This window comes from Rhizobium sp. Leaf341, from assembly GCF_001424325.1.
Taxonomy (GTDB): domain Bacteria; phylum Pseudomonadota; class Alphaproteobacteria; order Rhizobiales; family Rhizobiaceae; genus Ferranicluibacter.
On record NZ_LMPE01000003.1, the window covers coordinates 1,093,705 to 1,108,998 of the forward strand.

At 62.9% G+C, this 15,294-nt stretch carries 17 protein-coding genes; 7 read left to right on the forward strand and 10 right to left on the reverse strand.

All coding sequences use genetic code 11. From position 1 onward, the window contains the following. Nucleotide 1 precedes the first annotated feature (1 nt). The 7 genes from ASG03_RS06720 to ASG03_RS06750 all read right to left on the reverse strand — a co-directional run bounded on the left by ASG03_RS06720 (nucleotide 2) and on the right by ASG03_RS06750 (nucleotide 6,923). Nucleotides 2-1,462, reverse strand: coding sequence for a CpaF family protein (locus ASG03_RS06720; protein WP_062471556.1), 1,461 nt, complete (start codon nucleotides 1,460-1,462; stop codon nucleotides 2-4). A 42-nt stretch (nucleotides 1,463-1,504) separates the two neighbouring features. Beyond that, nucleotides 1,505-2,794, reverse strand: a complete 1,290-nt coding sequence (locus ASG03_RS06725; protein ID WP_062692965.1) for an AAA family ATPase — start codon at nucleotides 2,792-2,794, stop codon at nucleotides 1,505-1,507. Nucleotides 2,795-2,821: 27 nt separating this feature from the next. Further along, nucleotides 2,822-3,553: a CpaD family pilus assembly protein gene (locus ASG03_RS06730; protein WP_082475565.1), complete on the reverse strand. Its 732-nt coding sequence runs from the start codon at nucleotides 3,551-3,553 to the stop codon at nucleotides 2,822-2,824. Nucleotides 3,554-3,565: 12 nt separating this feature from the next. Beyond that, on the reverse strand, nucleotides 3,566-5,113 hold the full coding sequence (locus tag ASG03_RS06735; RefSeq protein WP_062692967.1) for a type II and III secretion system protein family protein: 1,548 nt from the start codon (nucleotides 5,111-5,113) through the stop codon (nucleotides 3,566-3,568). 23 nt (nucleotides 5,114-5,136) lie between these two features. After that, a complete protein-coding gene (gene cpaB / locus ASG03_RS06740; protein ID WP_062692968.1) occupies nucleotides 5,137-5,949 on the reverse strand; it encodes a Flp pilus assembly protein CpaB in 813 nt (270 codons plus the stop codon). A gap of 127 nt (nucleotides 5,950-6,076) precedes the next feature. Further along, nucleotides 6,077-6,589: an A24 family peptidase gene (locus ASG03_RS06745; RefSeq protein WP_062471571.1), complete on the reverse strand. Its 513-nt coding sequence runs from the start codon at nucleotides 6,587-6,589 to the stop codon at nucleotides 6,077-6,079. Nucleotides 6,590-6,749: 160 nt separating this feature from the next. Then, entirely contained in the window at nucleotides 6,750-6,923 is a 174-nt protein-coding gene (locus tag ASG03_RS06750; protein WP_062471574.1) for a Flp family type IVb pilin, read from the reverse strand. A gap of 290 nt (nucleotides 6,924-7,213) precedes the next feature. Between ASG03_RS06750 and ASG03_RS06755 the strand changes: the two genes are divergently transcribed. From ASG03_RS06755 to ASG03_RS06785, 7 genes are all read left to right on the forward strand, one after another. Then, nucleotides 7,214-7,588: a pilus assembly protein N-terminal domain-containing protein gene (locus ASG03_RS06755; RefSeq protein ID WP_062693083.1), complete on the forward strand. Its 375-nt coding sequence runs from the start codon at nucleotides 7,214-7,216 to the stop codon at nucleotides 7,586-7,588. Nucleotides 7,589-7,696: 108 nt separating this feature from the next. Next, the gene (locus tag ASG03_RS06760) at nucleotides 7,697-8,299 is read left to right on the forward strand and encodes a TadE/TadG family type IV pilus assembly protein (protein WP_062693084.1); all 603 of its coding nucleotides are present in this window, start codon (nucleotides 7,697-7,699) and stop codon (nucleotides 8,297-8,299) included. Between the two features lies 1 nt (nucleotide 8,300). Beyond that, nucleotides 8,301-8,903, forward strand: a complete 603-nt coding sequence (locus tag ASG03_RS06765) for a TadE/TadG family type IV pilus assembly protein (RefSeq protein WP_062692969.1) — start codon at nucleotides 8,301-8,303, stop codon at nucleotides 8,901-8,903. 194 nt (nucleotides 8,904-9,097) lie between these two features. After that, complete coding sequence (locus ASG03_RS06770; RefSeq protein WP_082475566.1) at nucleotides 9,098-10,315, forward strand: phosphopentomutase; 1,218 nt, start codon at nucleotides 9,098-9,100, stop codon at nucleotides 10,313-10,315. Then, nucleotides 10,312-11,286: an adenosine deaminase gene (locus tag ASG03_RS06775; protein ID WP_062692970.1), complete on the forward strand. Its 975-nt coding sequence runs from the start codon at nucleotides 10,312-10,314 to the stop codon at nucleotides 11,284-11,286. Before ASG03_RS06770 ends, ASG03_RS06775 begins: the two co-directional genes overlap by 4 nt. Nucleotides 11,287-11,393: 107 nt before the next feature. Then, the gene (gene upp, locus ASG03_RS06780; protein WP_062471580.1) at nucleotides 11,394-12,023 is read left to right on the forward strand and encodes a uracil phosphoribosyltransferase; all 630 of its coding nucleotides are present in this window, start codon (nucleotides 11,394-11,396) and stop codon (nucleotides 12,021-12,023) included. Nucleotides 12,024-12,136: 113 nt separating this feature from the next. Continuing rightward, nucleotides 12,137-12,667 carry a TIGR02281 family clan AA aspartic protease gene (locus tag ASG03_RS06785; RefSeq protein ID WP_062692971.1) on the forward strand — a complete coding sequence of 177 codons (531 nt, stop codon included), beginning with the start codon at nucleotides 12,137-12,139 and terminating at the stop codon, nucleotides 12,665-12,667. Nucleotides 12,668-12,694: 27 nt separating this feature from the next. Here ASG03_RS06785 and deoA read toward each other — a convergent pair whose 3' ends face one another. From deoA to ASG03_RS06800, 3 genes are all read right to left on the reverse strand, one after another. Then, nucleotides 12,695-14,008, reverse strand: coding sequence for a thymidine phosphorylase (deoA, locus tag ASG03_RS06790; RefSeq protein WP_062692972.1), 1,314 nt, complete (start codon nucleotides 14,006-14,008; stop codon nucleotides 12,695-12,697). A 4-nt stretch (nucleotides 14,009-14,012) separates the two neighbouring features. Beyond that, nucleotides 14,013-14,789 carry a deoxyribose-phosphate aldolase gene (deoC, locus tag ASG03_RS06795; RefSeq protein WP_062471589.1) on the reverse strand — a complete coding sequence of 259 codons (777 nt, stop codon included), beginning with the start codon at nucleotides 14,787-14,789 and terminating at the stop codon, nucleotides 14,013-14,015. Nucleotides 14,790-14,897: 108 nt separating this feature from the next. Then, on the reverse strand, nucleotides 14,898-15,290 hold the full coding sequence (locus ASG03_RS06800) for a cytidine deaminase (RefSeq protein WP_082475567.1): 393 nt from the start codon (nucleotides 15,288-15,290) through the stop codon (nucleotides 14,898-14,900). Between the last annotated feature and the right edge of the window lie 4 nt (nucleotides 15,291-15,294).

Sequence of the window (15,294 nt, forward strand, 5' to 3'; positions counted from 1 at the left end):
GCTACTCCTTGTTCAAAGTGTCGAGCGTGGCGGCGAGCCGCTTGTCCTCGTTGAAGTAGCGGGCACGATCCCAGAAATGCGGACGGCCGATGCCCGAACCCTTGTGGCGGCCGACGATCTTGCCGACGGCGTCCTCGCCCTCGATCTCGTAGCGCATGAGATCCTGCGTGATGATGACGTCGCCTTCCATCCCGACCACTTCGGTGATGTGGGTGATCCGACGTGAACCATCGCGCAGGCGCGCCGCCTGGATGATGACGTCAATCGAGCCGGCAATGATCTCGCGCACGGTCCGGGCGGGCAAGGTATAGCCCCCCATGGCGATCATCGATTCCATGCGGGCGAGGCATTCGCGCGGCGTGTTCGCGTGGATCGTCCCCATGGAGCCGTCATGGCCGGTGTTCATGGCCTGGAGCAGGTCGAACACCTCGGCTCCGCGGACTTCGCCAACGATGATGCGTTCAGGCCGCATGCGGAGACAGTTCTTGATAAGGTCCCGCATGGTGATTTCGCCCTCGCCCTCGATATTGGGCGGTCGCGTTTCCAGGCGCACCACATGCGGCTGCTGCAGCTGAAGTTCGGCGGTATCTTCGCAGGTGATGACGCGCTCGTCCGCATCGATGTAGCCGGTGAGGCAATTGAGGAGCGTCGTCTTGCCGGAGCCCGTTCCGCCGGAAATGACGACGTTGCATCGCACACGTCCGATGATCTGCAGAAGAACGGCACCCTCCGGCGTGATCGCGCCGAATCGGACGAGCTGGTCGAGCTTCAGTTTGTCCTTCTTGAACTTTCGAATGGTGAGCGCTGCGCCGTCGATGGCGAGCGGCGGGGCGATGACGTTGACACGCGAGCCGTCCGGAAGGCGAGCGTCGCAGATCGGCGAGCTTTCATCAACGCGGCGGCCGACCTGGGAGACGATGCGCTGGCAGATCGACAGCAGTTGGGCATTGTCGCGGAAACGGACGTCGCTCTCGATGGTCTTGCCGTTGACTTCAATGAAGGTCTGCCCGGCACCGTTGACCATGATGTCGGCGATATCGTCGCGGGCGAGCAGCGGCTCGAGTGGCCCGTAGCCGAGAACGTCGTTGCAGATGTCCTCGAGCAGTTCCTCCTGCTCGGAAATCGACATCGCGAAATTCTTGATCGTGATGATGTCGTTGACGATGTCACGAATCTCTTCGCGCGCGCTCTCCCCGTCCAGCTTGGCCAGCTGCGACAGGTCGATCGTGTCGATCAGCGCAGAGAAGACCTGCGCCTTGGTGTCATAGTAATCGTCCGTGCGCGGTGTACGCTTGCGGGGTGCCGGCGGCGGCGGCTGGCGAACGAGGGCGGCCGCCTCACGGGCGCTCTCCTGCAAAACCGGGGCTGCCGGTCGCTCGATGACGGCAGCGGCTGCCGACGCCATGGCCGGCGGCGGGGTCTGTGTCCGGCCGGCGCTGTCGTTTCCGCGTTTACCAAACATGGCTGTCCACCTGGTTCCGTCTCATCGTCGCTGTCCCCCGGCTCAGTTGCGCCCGAGAAGGCCGAGCACCATGCCGAGGCCTGCCTTTCGCGGTTTCTTGGCCGTGACCCGACCCGTCAGCAGATGCGCCAGCTGCGAGAAGATCTCCGCTGTCGGTGCCTTCTTGTCGGTTTCCGCGATCATGCGTCCGCTGTTGGCCGCCGAACCGAAAAGCACGGCGTCGAAGGGAATGATCGCCGCCGCCTCGACTTCGAGGGATTCGCAGAAATCGGCGACGGGAATTTCCGGCCGCTTCGGCATGCCGACCTGGTTGAGCACCAGATGGGGCGCCTTGTCGTTCGGACGCAGCTTGCGAATGGAATCGAACAGGTTCTTCGCGTTGCGCAGATTGGCGAGATCGGGAACGGCCGTGATGACGAGTTCGTCGGCCTCGCCAACGACGTTGCGCGTCCAGGCGTTCCAGGTATGGGGCACGTCGAGGACCGACACCGGCGCGTTTCGCTGCAGAATTTCGGCCAGAGCCTGGAAGGCGTTTCCGTCGAAATCATAGGCGCGATCGAGCATAGACGGCGCGGCGAGCAGCGAGAGATGCTCCGAGCATTTCGTGAGGAGCCGGTCGAGGAAGACCTCGTCGAGGCGTTCTGGCGAAAAGACGGCCTCGGCCACCCCCTGCGGCGGATCCTGATCGAAATTGATATTGGCGGTGCCGTAGGGCAGGTCGAGATCGGCAAGGACGGTCTCGGTTGCGAAGAGGTGGGATATGCCCCAGGCGCAGTTGTGCGCGAGCGTCGAGGAGCCGACGCCGCCCTTTGCCCCGATGAAGGCGATGCTGCGGCCCAGAGGCTCCGCTTCGGGATCGACGAAGATCGAGGAGATCGCGCCCATTAGATCCGCCATGGCGACGGGCGCCACCAGATATTCGGAGATGCCGTTGCGGATCAGCTCCCGGTAGAGGCCGATATCATTGAAGCGGCCGATCAGGATGACCTTGGTGCTGGGATCGCAGACCTGTGCGAGGGGCGCGAGTTCCTGCATCAGAGCGCCGGGCTCAGAAGCGGTTTCCAGAATGATCAGGTTCGGCGTCGGCATGGTGGCGAACATGTTGGCCGCAGCCGCCATGTTGCCGCTGTTGATGCGGAAGCCGACCTTGGCCATGCGCCGGTCCTGCCCGCACCGCTCGAGGCTGCGCTGCACGGCCTCTGTTTCGCAGAAGGCATGGATCGAAATGCGGGGCAGCGGACGAAGATGCTCGATGTCCTGCGGCAGAACGACGTCGGCCGGTGCCGCCGCGCTGCCGCTCAGGCTTTCGATCGTATAATCAATGGCGCTCATGTGGTGCCCCGCGACGCGTTCGCTGCGTCAGTTGGTCGTGATGGAAATCGTGGTATTCGTTGTCGTTGTCAGACCCCGATAATCGTTAATGATCTGACCGCGCCGGGCCGCATCGATGGGCGATTGCGCCTGGGGTCCGAGAAGGTCCGTCGGATTGGCGATCTGGGCGGCAAGGTTCGCCTGGCTGGCACAGCCGAAATTGCTCCAGTTGCGGTTCTGCGTCGTATCCTTGACGAGATCCTCGGGCCAGGCGCCGCACGGTTCGGTGGAGGCGGTGATCGCCGTGAAGCTCAGGCGCACAGGTGCTGCGTCCCCGCTGGCTGCCGCGTTGTAGCGGGCCTCGAGAAGCCGGTTTGCCGGAACGCCCATCTGGACGAGGAGCGCGCGGATGTCGCGGCGCACGGCCTCGACCGCCGCACCGTTTGCGGATCCGCTCGGCAGCATGATCTGGACGACGCCGTTGGCCGAGCCACGGTACGTCTGGGCAAAGCCCTTGATGACCTCGCGCGTGCCAACCGGCAGACGACGATCGCTGGAGGCGATGGGAATGTCGATCGACCGCTCGTTTTCGCCGACGACGATCGGATGGCGCGTGCGATAGTCATCGGGGATGGCGCCCGTCGACAGATCGTCACGTTTGGCGCAGGCCGCAAGACTGGCTGCAATGCTGAGGCTGAGAAGAGCGATGCGGGCAATGCGGACGGGGAACGGCATGGCCGGGCGCCTTTCGAAACTGGGGAGTGCAATGGATGATGTCATGTCCGTCCCCGCCTATTTGTAAATGAAGCCGACATTGCCGTGATACTGGCCGACCGGTTGAGCGCCTCGGTTGCCGTAGAGACGATTGACTTCGCCGAGGAAGAAGCCGGGAAGATCGGCAGACGGATTGAAATTGTCGTCGGGCCGGGAGATCTGGTTGCGGGCGACGGGACGCACGAGATAGGGCGTGGCAATGATGACCAGTTCCGTCTCGTTGCGCTGGAAATCGCGCGAGCGGAACAGCGTGCCAAAGATCGGGATCTTGGCAAATCCGGGGACGCCGGAGATCGCCTGGCGAATATTGTCCTGCACGAGACCGCCGATGACGATGGAGCCGCCGGAGGGGAGCTCGACGCTGGTCGATGCCTCGCGCTTGCGGATCGACATGTAGTTCTGGCCCGCGATGTTTCTATAGGCGCCACTGGCGACGCTGCCCTCGAAAGTCGGCTCCGACACGTTGGTCTCGATGTCGAGCGCGATCCGTCCCGGACCGAGGACCACCGGCTTGAAGTTCAGCTCGACGCCGTATTCAACCGTTTCGACCTTGCGTTCCAGGACAGGCCTCTCCTTCCCGGTCACCTTGTCTTCCTCTGTGGTGACTTCTTGACCGGCCGGGATGCGGTAGTCGCCCCCGACAAAGAACTTGGCGCTCTTGCCGGAGATGGCCGTCAGGCTCGGCTCCGCCAGCGTCCGCATGACGCCAGCCTGCTCCATCGCATTGATGTAACTGGCGAGCCCAACAGCACCGCCGGCAATGCTGCCTGTGATAATGGACGAGCTGGCATTGAGGGCGTTACCGAGGTTGGCTGGATTCTGGAACGAGATCTCGGCGTTGTTGCCACGCACAGCACCGGAGAAGCCGAGCTGCTTGAGAATCTGGCGCGAGACTTCGGCAACCGTGACCTTCAACATGACCTGGTCTTCGCCATCGATCGTCAGGAGGTTGACGATCTTCGACTTCTGGCGGTCTTCCGCATAGATGTCGGCATCGCCGTTGGTGCCCTGCGCGGTAATATTGCGGGTCGTGGCCTCGCCGCCCTGGAGGAAGGCCTGTGCCAGTTCCACGACGCGCGTCGAATCGAGCGGGGTTCGGACCGAGCCTGTCAGCACGATATTGTCCGACACGATTTCGACGTTGATGTCGGAGTCCGGCAGGTAGCGACGCAGATTGGATTGGAGCGTCGAAACGTCACGTTCGATTTCCAGATCGAGACTGACGATTTCCTCGCCATTGGCACCGAAGATGAAGATGTTGGTCTGCCCGACCGATTTACCGAAAAGATAAATGCGGCGGGACGTGCGCGTCACCGCATCGGCAAGAGACGGGTCGGCAACAAGGATGTCATGCGCATCGGCCGGCAAGTCGATGACGATGGCCTTGTTGAGGCCGAGCTTGATGGTCTTCTTGGCGCCGGGCCCGCTGTCGACGATGCGCAGGAGCGCACTGTCTGCAGCCTGCGCGATACCTGCGGTGCCGGGCATCATCGGCGCAGCCGTGAGGGCCAGCGCCATGGCAAGCGCGCCGGCAAGCGGTGCGCGCAACGTCGTCCCGAACGTCATGGGGGTCTTTCCTCGGCTGGCCATTATTGCATTGCTCCCGTCTTGGTCTCGCCGTCTGAGGAGACGATGGAGCCGGATTTGATCAGCTGGACGGCCGGACGGCTGCCGCCGGAGAGCAGGTAATCGGCAGCGATCGTGTCCGGCTCCTGCGCGTCGGCAACCGAGCGCAGAGCAAGAGAGAGGCGATCGGCCATCTGCTGGGCGACCGCGAGGACCTTCGACTGGTCGGGCGTTAGCTCGAGGGTTGCGGTCGTGCCGATGACGGTCTTGGAGCCGTCATCCTTTTCCTCGATCTGCTGGTCGACGGCGAGGATGCGAACGTTGCTGAGCACGGTTTCTGTGTTGAACGCCTTGCCCTCGCCCTTGCGCACCATGATCACATCGACGCGGTCGTTCGGCAGGATGAAGCCGCCGGCGCCGGTGGCCACCGTGATTTCGGTGGCGACAGCCCGCTTTCCGGCTGGCAGGATGGAAGAGAGAATGCGACCGGAGGCATCGGCAATTTTCTCGGCGCGAACCGGCTCGCCATTGAGAAGCGGCAGGCGCACGACGGAGCCTTGCAATTGGGTCACGGCATCCGGGCGGGCCTCGTCTGTGATGAAGCCATCGACGATGCCGGCCTTGGGCCAAGCCATCCATCGGATCGCGTCCGAACTGAGACGCGAACCGACCGGCAGGCTCTTGGCCATGACGAGGACGTTGACGGTCGGCTCCCGCTCGATGACCGGCTGCGCCGCCTCGATCACGGTCGGCCCGGTGATGCTCATCGCCAGCAGGCCGGCAAGGCCGGCCGAGACGACCGCAACAGCCAAAATGAAAACGCGTGCCGGCTTCATCTGATCACCGAACCCTTCCCCTGAACTCCGGAAAAGGCTACGGCGTAAAGGTGTAATTAAGGTTAACGAAAACCGACCGACTATACTTAATGAAGTCTTAAGATCGGGCGCGCGCCGATCGTCGAAGTCACCGCATATGCACCAGAGCAAGCTGCATCAGGGGCGATTCCGGAAAGGTCAGCAAGGCGCCGCAGCCAATGGCGACACCATAGGGGACTTTGGAACCGTGGAAGAGCTGTTCCGGGATCGGAATTCGGTACGCCAGAATGACGTTCTCTTCCTTGCGCAGAAGAAGAACCGCCAGCACCAGCACGCCGCCCAGGAAGGAAACGGCCACAAGAAAGGTCAGAAGGCTCATGTTCCAGCCGAACCAGACGGCGCTTGCCGTCAGCAGCTTCGCGTCGCCACCGCCCATGACGTTCGTGGCAAAGAGGGCAAAGCAGACGGCAAAGACGGCAAGGCCCGCAGCGAGATGCAGGCCGATCTGGGTCATTTCCAGGCCGGCCAGGGGCGCAATGACGACGAAGCTGCCGAGCAGGATGGCCGAGACACGGTTGGGGATGGTCATGGAGAGAAAATCGGAGCAGGCCGCAAAGGCCAGGCACAAAGGAAAAATGACGAAAATCGCAGCCTGGACCATAAACCATCTCCGGAAACAGGGCGATCCTAGAGGAGGCGCCTTAAGGAAATGCGAATCAACGACCGTCACGAAGCGTCATAACGAAAAAAGTGGCCGCTCTTGGAGCAGCCACTTGTTTCCTCCATCGCCCTTGGACAATGGCAAGGTATGCTGAACTGTCTCAGACCGGCTTTGCGAGCTTGTCCTTGAGGTTCGTGAAGGTCGTGTTGATCTGGTTGCCCAGTGCGCTGGCACCGAGGATCATGGCAACAGCGATCAGCGATGCGATCAGGCCGTATTCGATGGCGGTCGCGCCGGACTCGTCCTTCATGAAACGTGCGAAAATTGCGGTCATGTCATTTCTCCTACATCACTTGTTTCGTGTTCAGCACTCCCTCCGACATGTCTCTGCCGGCCGGTTACAAACAACTTACACAACGCATATTTCGAGTGACTTAAAGAAAAGCGTTACCGGAACGTAAATCCTTCGGGCATCTGTCGCAGGCTGCGATCCGCAGCGCTGCGTGTGTTTAAGCCTTCATTCACCAAAAGCGGGGATAGTGGTGCATCGGCATCACCGGATCCTGCATCACCATGGCTTTCATTCCGCCCCTCGACCGTCTCCGTTCCGCCTCTGCCCGCCGGCTGGCCGGCCTCGGCGTTGCGATCTGCCTTGCGGGCCTTATCAGTGCCGGGCCGGCGATGGCGCAGGATGCAGCGCTGATGAACGTCTACCTTAATCACGCACGGGTCCTGAAGCTCGATCGCAGCGTCAGCCGTGTCATTATCGGCAGCGCTGAAATTGCCGATGCGACCGTGGCCGACGCGCAGACCATCGTGCTGACCGGCAAGTCCATTGGCACGACCAACATCGTCATTCTCGACGAGAACGACAACCCGATCGTCGATCAGCGCATCCTCGTCTCGACGGACGAGGGCAACACCTTGCGCGTCTATCGCTCCACGGCTCGCGCCATTCTCACCTGCACGCCGAGCTGCGAAGAGCATTCGAAGAAGTGACGGCTTTCGCCGTTTGCCTGCCTCTTCACGACAATGCCTCTTCACGACGTTACGAAGTGGAAACGCTTTCCAAGTAAGCTGGCGTTCACGCAAAATATGGCGGGGACAATGGCGCTTACCAGACGGGATGACGAACGGGATCGTAGGGCGGCACCGGCGCGCGGGAAGCTTGCCGGTCGCTTTGCGCGCGACCGCAAGGGCGCGGCGGCTATCGAGTTCGCCATTCTCGTCATCCCCTTTCTCATGGTCATTTTTGCCTCGATCGAGACCTTCATCGCTTTTACCGGCGAGCAGATTCTCGCCAACGCGACCCAGACCATGGCCCGCAAGATCCGAACCGGCCTCCTGCCGGCGAACATGAGCCAGACCCAGTTCCGCAGTGCCTTCTGCAGCGAACTGACGGCGATGCTCAGCTGCTCGGCAACCGAGGCAGGAGCACCCTCCAAGCTGCTGATCGACGTCCGCAGCTATGCGAGCTTTGCCGATATTCCGACCGCCATTCCGCGCAAGGGCACAGATCTCGACACGTCCGGCTTCAACTTTGCCCCCGGCGGCCCTGGATCGATCAACCTGATCCGCGCCTATTACCGCTGGACCGTCGTGACCGATCTCGTGCGGCCCTACATCACCAATCTGCGTGCTGCCGGCAGCTCAATGCCGAACGACTACCTGATGGCAACCACCGCCGCCTTCATGAACGAGAAATACTGACATGCCGGGCGCAAACCTCAGCAACGACCGCCGCACCGTCCCCAGCCCCTTCTCCCGGATCCAACGCCTTGTCCGGGATCGGCGGGGAACGAGCGGCATCGAGTTTGCGCTCATCGCGCCGATCCTCCTGATGATCTATCTCGGAGCGTTCGAACTGTCCGTCGGCTTCAACATGTCACAGAAGGTCTCCCAAGCGACCGGCACCGTCGCCGATATCCTCAGCCAGAAGACGGAGGTGACACCGACGGAACTCGACGGCATGAAGAATGTCGCACTGAGCATCATGGCACCATTTACCGTGAGCAACTACGCTTTGAAAGTGTCCGGTATTCGCGTGACGGCCCCGGGCGTCGGAGTGGTTGCCTGGTCGCGCGACGAAAAAGGGGGAACCCCCTATGCCGTGAACGCGATTGTCGCCGTTCCCGCGGATCTGAACGTTCTCAACACCTTCGTCGTCCGTTCGGAGTTTTCGGTTCCCTACGAACTGGTGCTCATGTCGCCGCCCGGCATGCAGGAGAATTCCGTCCGCATCATGAACCTGTCGGAAAGCTACTATTATCGCCAGCGCGTCGGCCTCGGGATCACCTGCTCGCTCTGCAAATAGCCCGTTCCGCGCCGTTGCCGTACTGCCCAACCGCCACATCCCGCAGCATCCCCTCCCTGCCCTATCCGTCCCACGGCACTCGGTTTGCAAAAGCGTAAGGCGAAGCGTATCTCTTGCCGCCACTGTCGGCGCAGCTCAAGCGCCGATCTCATGACGCCGCCTTGCGCGGCAGATCGTTCAGGAGACTGCGGGGCGTGCGGGCATTTCTCTTCGTTCTGGATTCCCTCGGCATCGGCGGCGCGCCGGATGCCGCCGCTTTCGGTGACGAGGGTGCCGACACGCTCGGACACATTGCTGAATTCTGTGCAGCCGGGGCCGCCGACCGGCCCGGTCTGCGCAGCGGACCTCTCATGCTTCCCAACATGGCCGCACGCGGGCTTTACCATGCTGCCCGCTTGTCGAGTGGCGGTATGCCGGCCGGCGTCGCGCTGCCCGAGACCGTCACGGGACTCCACGGCGCGGCCGAAGAGATCTCGCGCGGGAAGGACACGCCGTCGGGCCACTGGGAAATTGCAGGCACGCCGGTGCAGTTCGACTGGGGCTATTTTCCCAATGAGGGCGATGCCTTTCCGGAAACGTTGGTCGCGCGAATCTGCGAAGAGGGCAACGTCCCCGGCATTCTCGGCAATTGCCATGCCTCGGGAACCGATATCATCGCGCGGCTGGGCGAGGAACATCTGCGGACGGGAAAGCCGATCTGCTACACCTCATCTGATTCCGTTTTCCAGATCGCTGCACATGAGGAAACCTTCGGCCTGGAGCGTCTGTTGGCCTTCTGCGAGACGGTTCGCCGCCTGTTGGACGAGGTCAATATCGGGCGGGTGATCGCGCGGCCTTTCATCGGACGGAGCGCGCAAGACTTCACACGCACGGGCAATCGGCGCGATTATTCCGTGTTGCCACCGGAGCCGACGCTGCTCGACCGGTTGACTGAGGCGGGCCGTACCGTTCATGCCGTCGGCAAGATTGCAGATATTTTCGCGCATCAGGGCGTCGGCCGCACGATCAAGGCGAACGGCAATGATGCGCTGTTCGACGCCAGTCTGAAGGCGATCGTCGAAGCTGAAGATGGCGATCTCGTCTTCACCAATTTTGTCGATTTCGACATGCTCTACGGCCATCGCCGGGATGTCGCGGGCTATGCGGCGGCGCTCGAAGCCTTCGACCGCAGGCTGCCCGAACTCGATGCCGTGCTCGAGCCCGGCGACATCGTCATCCTGACCGGCGACCACGGCTGCGATCCGACCTGGCGCGGCACCGACCATACGCGAGAGCGTGTACCCGTCCTGGTCTTCGGACCCGGTCTCGGCAGCCGGTCCATCGGAATTATTCCAGGCTTTGCCGGCATCGGCGAGACGGTGGCCAAGCATCTCGGCATTGCCCCCGGCCCCCATGGAAGGAGCTTTTTGTGACGCTGCACCTGAAGAAAGCGGAGTTGCACTGCCACATCGAAGGCGCGGCACCACCCGCGCTTGCACGTGCGCAGGCGCAAAAATACGGTGTCGACGTCTCCGGTCTGATCGAGGACGAAGCCTATGTCTGGAGTGATTTCAGCGCATTCATCGTGTGCTACGATCGCGTCGCCTCGTTGTTCCGCACCGAGGAAGACTATGCCGCGCTCGCGGAAACCTATCTGACGGAGCTGAGCGCAGCCGGCACGATCTACAGCGAGATCATCGTGTCGCCCGATCACGGAAACACGATCGGCATCGGCGCCGACGCTTATCTCCGGGGCCTGGCGACAGGGATCAAGGCCGCCAAGGCAAAGACCGGCATCGAGGGCCGGATGATTATCACGCTCATCCGGCATCTCGGCCCCGAACGAGCCGAACAGACCTCACGCTTCGCCGCTCGGCGCGATCACCCTCTGGTGACAGGCCTCAATCTGGCAGGCGAGGAGCGCATGTACCGGGTCGCCGATTTTGCCCGCGCCTACGACATCGCCCGCGATGCGGGGCTCGGCCTCACCATCCATGCTGGCGAGATGGCAGGGGCTGAGAGCGTACGCGATGCGCTCGACGTCGTCAGGCCTTCGCGCATCAGCCATGGCGTGCGCGCCATCGAGGATGGCGATCTCGTCCGCCGGGTGGCTGCAGAGGGCGTGGTCCTGGAAACCTGTCCCGGCTCCAACATCGCGCTCAATGTCTTTCCCGGCTTTCACGCGCATCCGTTACGGGCACTGCGCGATGCCGGGTGCCGCGTCACGCTCAATTCGGATGACCCGCCGTTTTTCCAGACGTCGCTTGCCCAGGAGTACGATATTGCCTCGGAGGTCATGGGGTTTCGCGACGACGAGATCGATGCGATGACCCGCACCGCGATCGAGGCCGCCTTCGTCGACGAGGACACCCGCGCGACGCTGCTGTCCAAGCTCCAAGCCTAGGCCCGGCGCCCGATCGGTTGGGGACGGTGTGGCGGCGGACTTGCAGCGGCAGGTCTTTCCATGGAAAAAGGACGGATGACCATCCGTCGCGGCAAGAGGCTTCCAGCATGACCAGCGTTACCGTCATCGACCATCCGCTCGTCCAGCACAAGCTGACGATCATGCGCAAGAAGGAAACCTCGACCGCAGGGTTCCGCCGGCTTCTGCGCGAGATTTCCACGCTGCTTTGCTACGAGGTGACGCGCGACCTGGAGCTGACGATGGAAACCATCGATACGCCGCTGCAGCAGATCCAGGCGCCCGTGCTCGAAGGCAAGAAGTTGGTGTTCGCCTCCATTCTGCGGGCTGGCAACGGTCTTCTCGAAGGCATGCTGGAGCTGGTTCCCTCCGCGCGCGTCTCGCATGTCGGCGTCTACCGCGATCACGAAACGCTCGAAGCGGTGGAATACTACTTCAAGGCGCCCGAGAACATGGCGGAACGGCTGGTGATCGTCGTCGATCCGATGCTGGCAACCGGAAACTCCTCGATTGCCGCGATCGACAAGCTGAAGGAGCGCGGCGCCGTCAACCTGCGGTTCCTCTGCCTTCTCGCCGCTCCCGAAGGGATCGCCAATTTCCACGCCGTACATCCGGATGTCCCGATCTTCACCGCCTCGATCGACAGCCACCTCAACGAGAAGGGCTATATCATGCCGGGTCTCGGCGACGCCGGGGACAGGATGTACGGCACGAAGTAAGGTTCGTTAACTCTTCCAGACGAGAGACCGGGCAGACGGCGCCGTCCTTGCACCTTGTTAAAGACCCTGTGCGGTACGCTCAGCCATCGTCCTTTCGTTCAGGAGTTGCGGGCATGCTGAGCCGCGTGCTGATGATCGCCGGTCTTGCCGGCCTTTGCGCCTATACCTTGCCGCATCTTGCAGACCGCTCGCTTGACCGGGCGTCAAAGCCGGACGCTTCGGTGAAGCGGATACCTGCCGCCGCAGATCCGGCGTTGCCGGCTGCGGTCGGCACGCGCGAAGTGGTCCTTTCGGCGACACAAGGCGGGCATTTCAGTGCCGCGCTCGAACTGAATGGCCGCAGTGTTCGCGGCGTGATCGATACGGGCGCAACCGTGGTCGCACTGAACGAGAGCACCGCACGGCGTATCGGTCTTTCGCTCTCGACGCTCGACTATTCCGTCCCGGTTTCCACCGCGAATGGCCTGGCGAAGGCGGCTTCGGTGACGCTCAAGCGCGTGAAGATCGGGAGCATCGCCGTGGACAACGTGCAGGCGATGGTGCTGCCGGATACGGCCCTTTCGGAAACGCTGGTCGGAATGAGCTTTCTCAACCGCCTCTCGTCCTTCGCCGTCGAAGACGGTTCCCTGCGTCTGAGACGCTGAGATCGGCTTTCGGTCTGCGGTCGGCTTTCAGGCGGTGAGGCGCGACAGAATGATGGGACGCCGTTCGAATGCGCCGTCTGTCACCGTGTAGGCTGCCTTGAAGGCGGCCGCAGCTTCGTCGGCGGCAGCATCGCTTGCGGCATGGACGACGGCCAGCGGCTCGCCCGCTGCGACGCGGTGGCCGAGCGGGACGATGTCGGAAAAGCCGACGCTGTGGTCGATCGCCTGGTCGGCGCGGGTCCGCCCTCCGCCGAGCCCAATCAGAGCCATCCCGATCGCGCGCGCGTCGCAGGTCTGCAGAACGCCCGCGTGGTCGGACACGACAGGACGCGAAATGGGCGCCGTCGTCAGATAGATGTCTGGACGCTCCACGAAATCGGCCGGCCCGCCGAGTCCTGCCACCATCCGGCCGAAGACCTCGAGCGCCGCTCCACTTTCGAGCGCCCGCCGCGCCGCATCCTGGCTCTCGACAGGGCCGGAGGTGACGCCGGCCACCAGCAACATCTCGGACGCAAGCGCCATCACCACCTGCTCCAGACGCATGCCCTGCTTTTCCCCGCGCAGGAAGGCGAGGCAATTGCGGATTTCAAGCGCATTGCCGACGGCATCGGCCAGGGGCTCGCTCATGTCCGTGATGAGCGCGGTCGTGCGCAGCCCTGCGCCATTGGCCACATCGACCAGCGACCGCGCGAGGATTTCGGCTTCGCCCTGTGACTCCATGAATGCGCCGCTGCCAACTTTCACGTCGAGCACAAGCGACCCGAGGCCGGCCGCAAGCTTTTTCGACAGGATGGAGGCGGTGATCAGCGGCACGGAATCCACGGTGGCGGTCACGTCGCGAATGGCATAAAGCCGGCGATCGGCCGGTGCGAGATCCGCCGTCTGGCCGATGATGGCGCAGCCGACGCTGTCCATCACGCGACGCAGCGTTTCCACGGAGGGGGCGATGTCGTAGCCGGGAATGGATTCGAGCTTGTCGAGGGTTCCACCGGTATGCCCGAGGCCACGGCCGGAAATCATGGGGACGACGAGACCGCACGCTGCAAGGATGGGCGCAAGCATGAGGGAGACATTGTCGCCGACGCCGCCGGTCGAATGCTTGTCCGCCACGGGGCGTCCGAGCGCGCTGTAGTCTAGCACCGTGCCGCTGTCGCGCATGGCAACCGTCAGCGCCACCGTTTCGGCACGCGTCATGCCGGAGAACCACGTCGCCATGGCAAAGGCCGCCACCTGGGCATCCGCAATGGATCCATCGGCCATTCCGGCGACGAAGGCCGCGATGTCGTCGGGTTCGAGAACGACGCGATCACGCTTTCGGCGGATGATCTCCTGCGGGATCATCGCCTCAATACGCCGCTGGGGCTGCAAGCGACTCGCGTCCATCGATAACGGAAAGGATATCGCCGAGAAGACCCGACGCACCGAAGCGGAATGTCGAGGGCATCAGCCAGTCCGGACCATGAATGGTGGCGGCAAGCGTCAGATAGAGCCGAGCGTCCGCCACGGTTTTCACGCCGCCCGCCGGCTTGAAGCCGACGCGCCGACCACTCTCGCGGATCGCCGTCAGCATAATGTCGGCCGCTTCCAGCGTTGCATTGACGGCCACCTTGCCGGTGGAGGTCTTGATGAAATCCGCACCCTCCTGGATGGCAAGAAGGGAGGCGTTGCGGATCAGCCCCCGCTCCTTCAGTTCGCCCGTTTCCAGAATGGTCTTGAGAAGGACTGCATCGCCGCAGGCCGTGCGCACGGCGCGAATCATGTCGCGCACCGCCTGCTCGTCGCCTGCCATCAGAGCGCGGTAGGGAATGACAAGGTCGATCTCGTCGGCGCCGTCGGCGATCGCGCGCGCGGTTTCGGCGACCACCTCATCGACCGACAAGGCGCCCGAGGGAAAATTGACGACGGTCGCAATGCGCACGGGGTTTGCGCTTCCGAGAATGTCGCGGGCCTGGCGCACGAAACGCGGCCAGATGCAGATCGCGGCGACCGAGCCATGTGGCGTGCGCGCCTTGGCGCACAGAGCCTCGATCGCCTCCGACGTGCAATCATCGTTGAGGTCGGTGAGATCGAGCAGGGACAGCGCGAGAGAGGCGAGCTGACGGTTGCTGGCTTCCAGAGTCATGGGTGCCTCCTTGGGCGCGTTCGGTCCTGATGCGGTAAAGGTTTTGCCGGGGTTTGGCAAAGCCATTCACACGCCTTGACGGCCATCCGCGGCCGTGGACGCAGAGGTTCAGCCGATCGTGTCCGTGGCAAAGGAATGCGGCAGCAGGTCCGAGAGAACGACCGTCTTCTTCACCCCGGTCTCGTCGCAGAGATAAATCGGCGTGCCGGCTTCGGCAAATTCCGACAGGCGCTGGCGGCAGCCACCACACGGCGGGCAAAGCGGCAACTTCTCGGCGATGACGGCGACCTCCAGGATCTTCCGCGCGCCGCCCATGATCATGTGGCTGATCGCAGTGGTTTCGGCACACCAGCCTTCGGGAAAGGAGAGGTTCTCGATATTGGCGCCAGCATAGATCGTGCCGTCCTCGGCGCGAATGGCCGCCCCAACGGGAAACTTGGAATAAGGCGCATGCGCCAGCGCCATGGCCTTGCGTGCAGCCTCGAAGAGATCATTCGCCATGAGA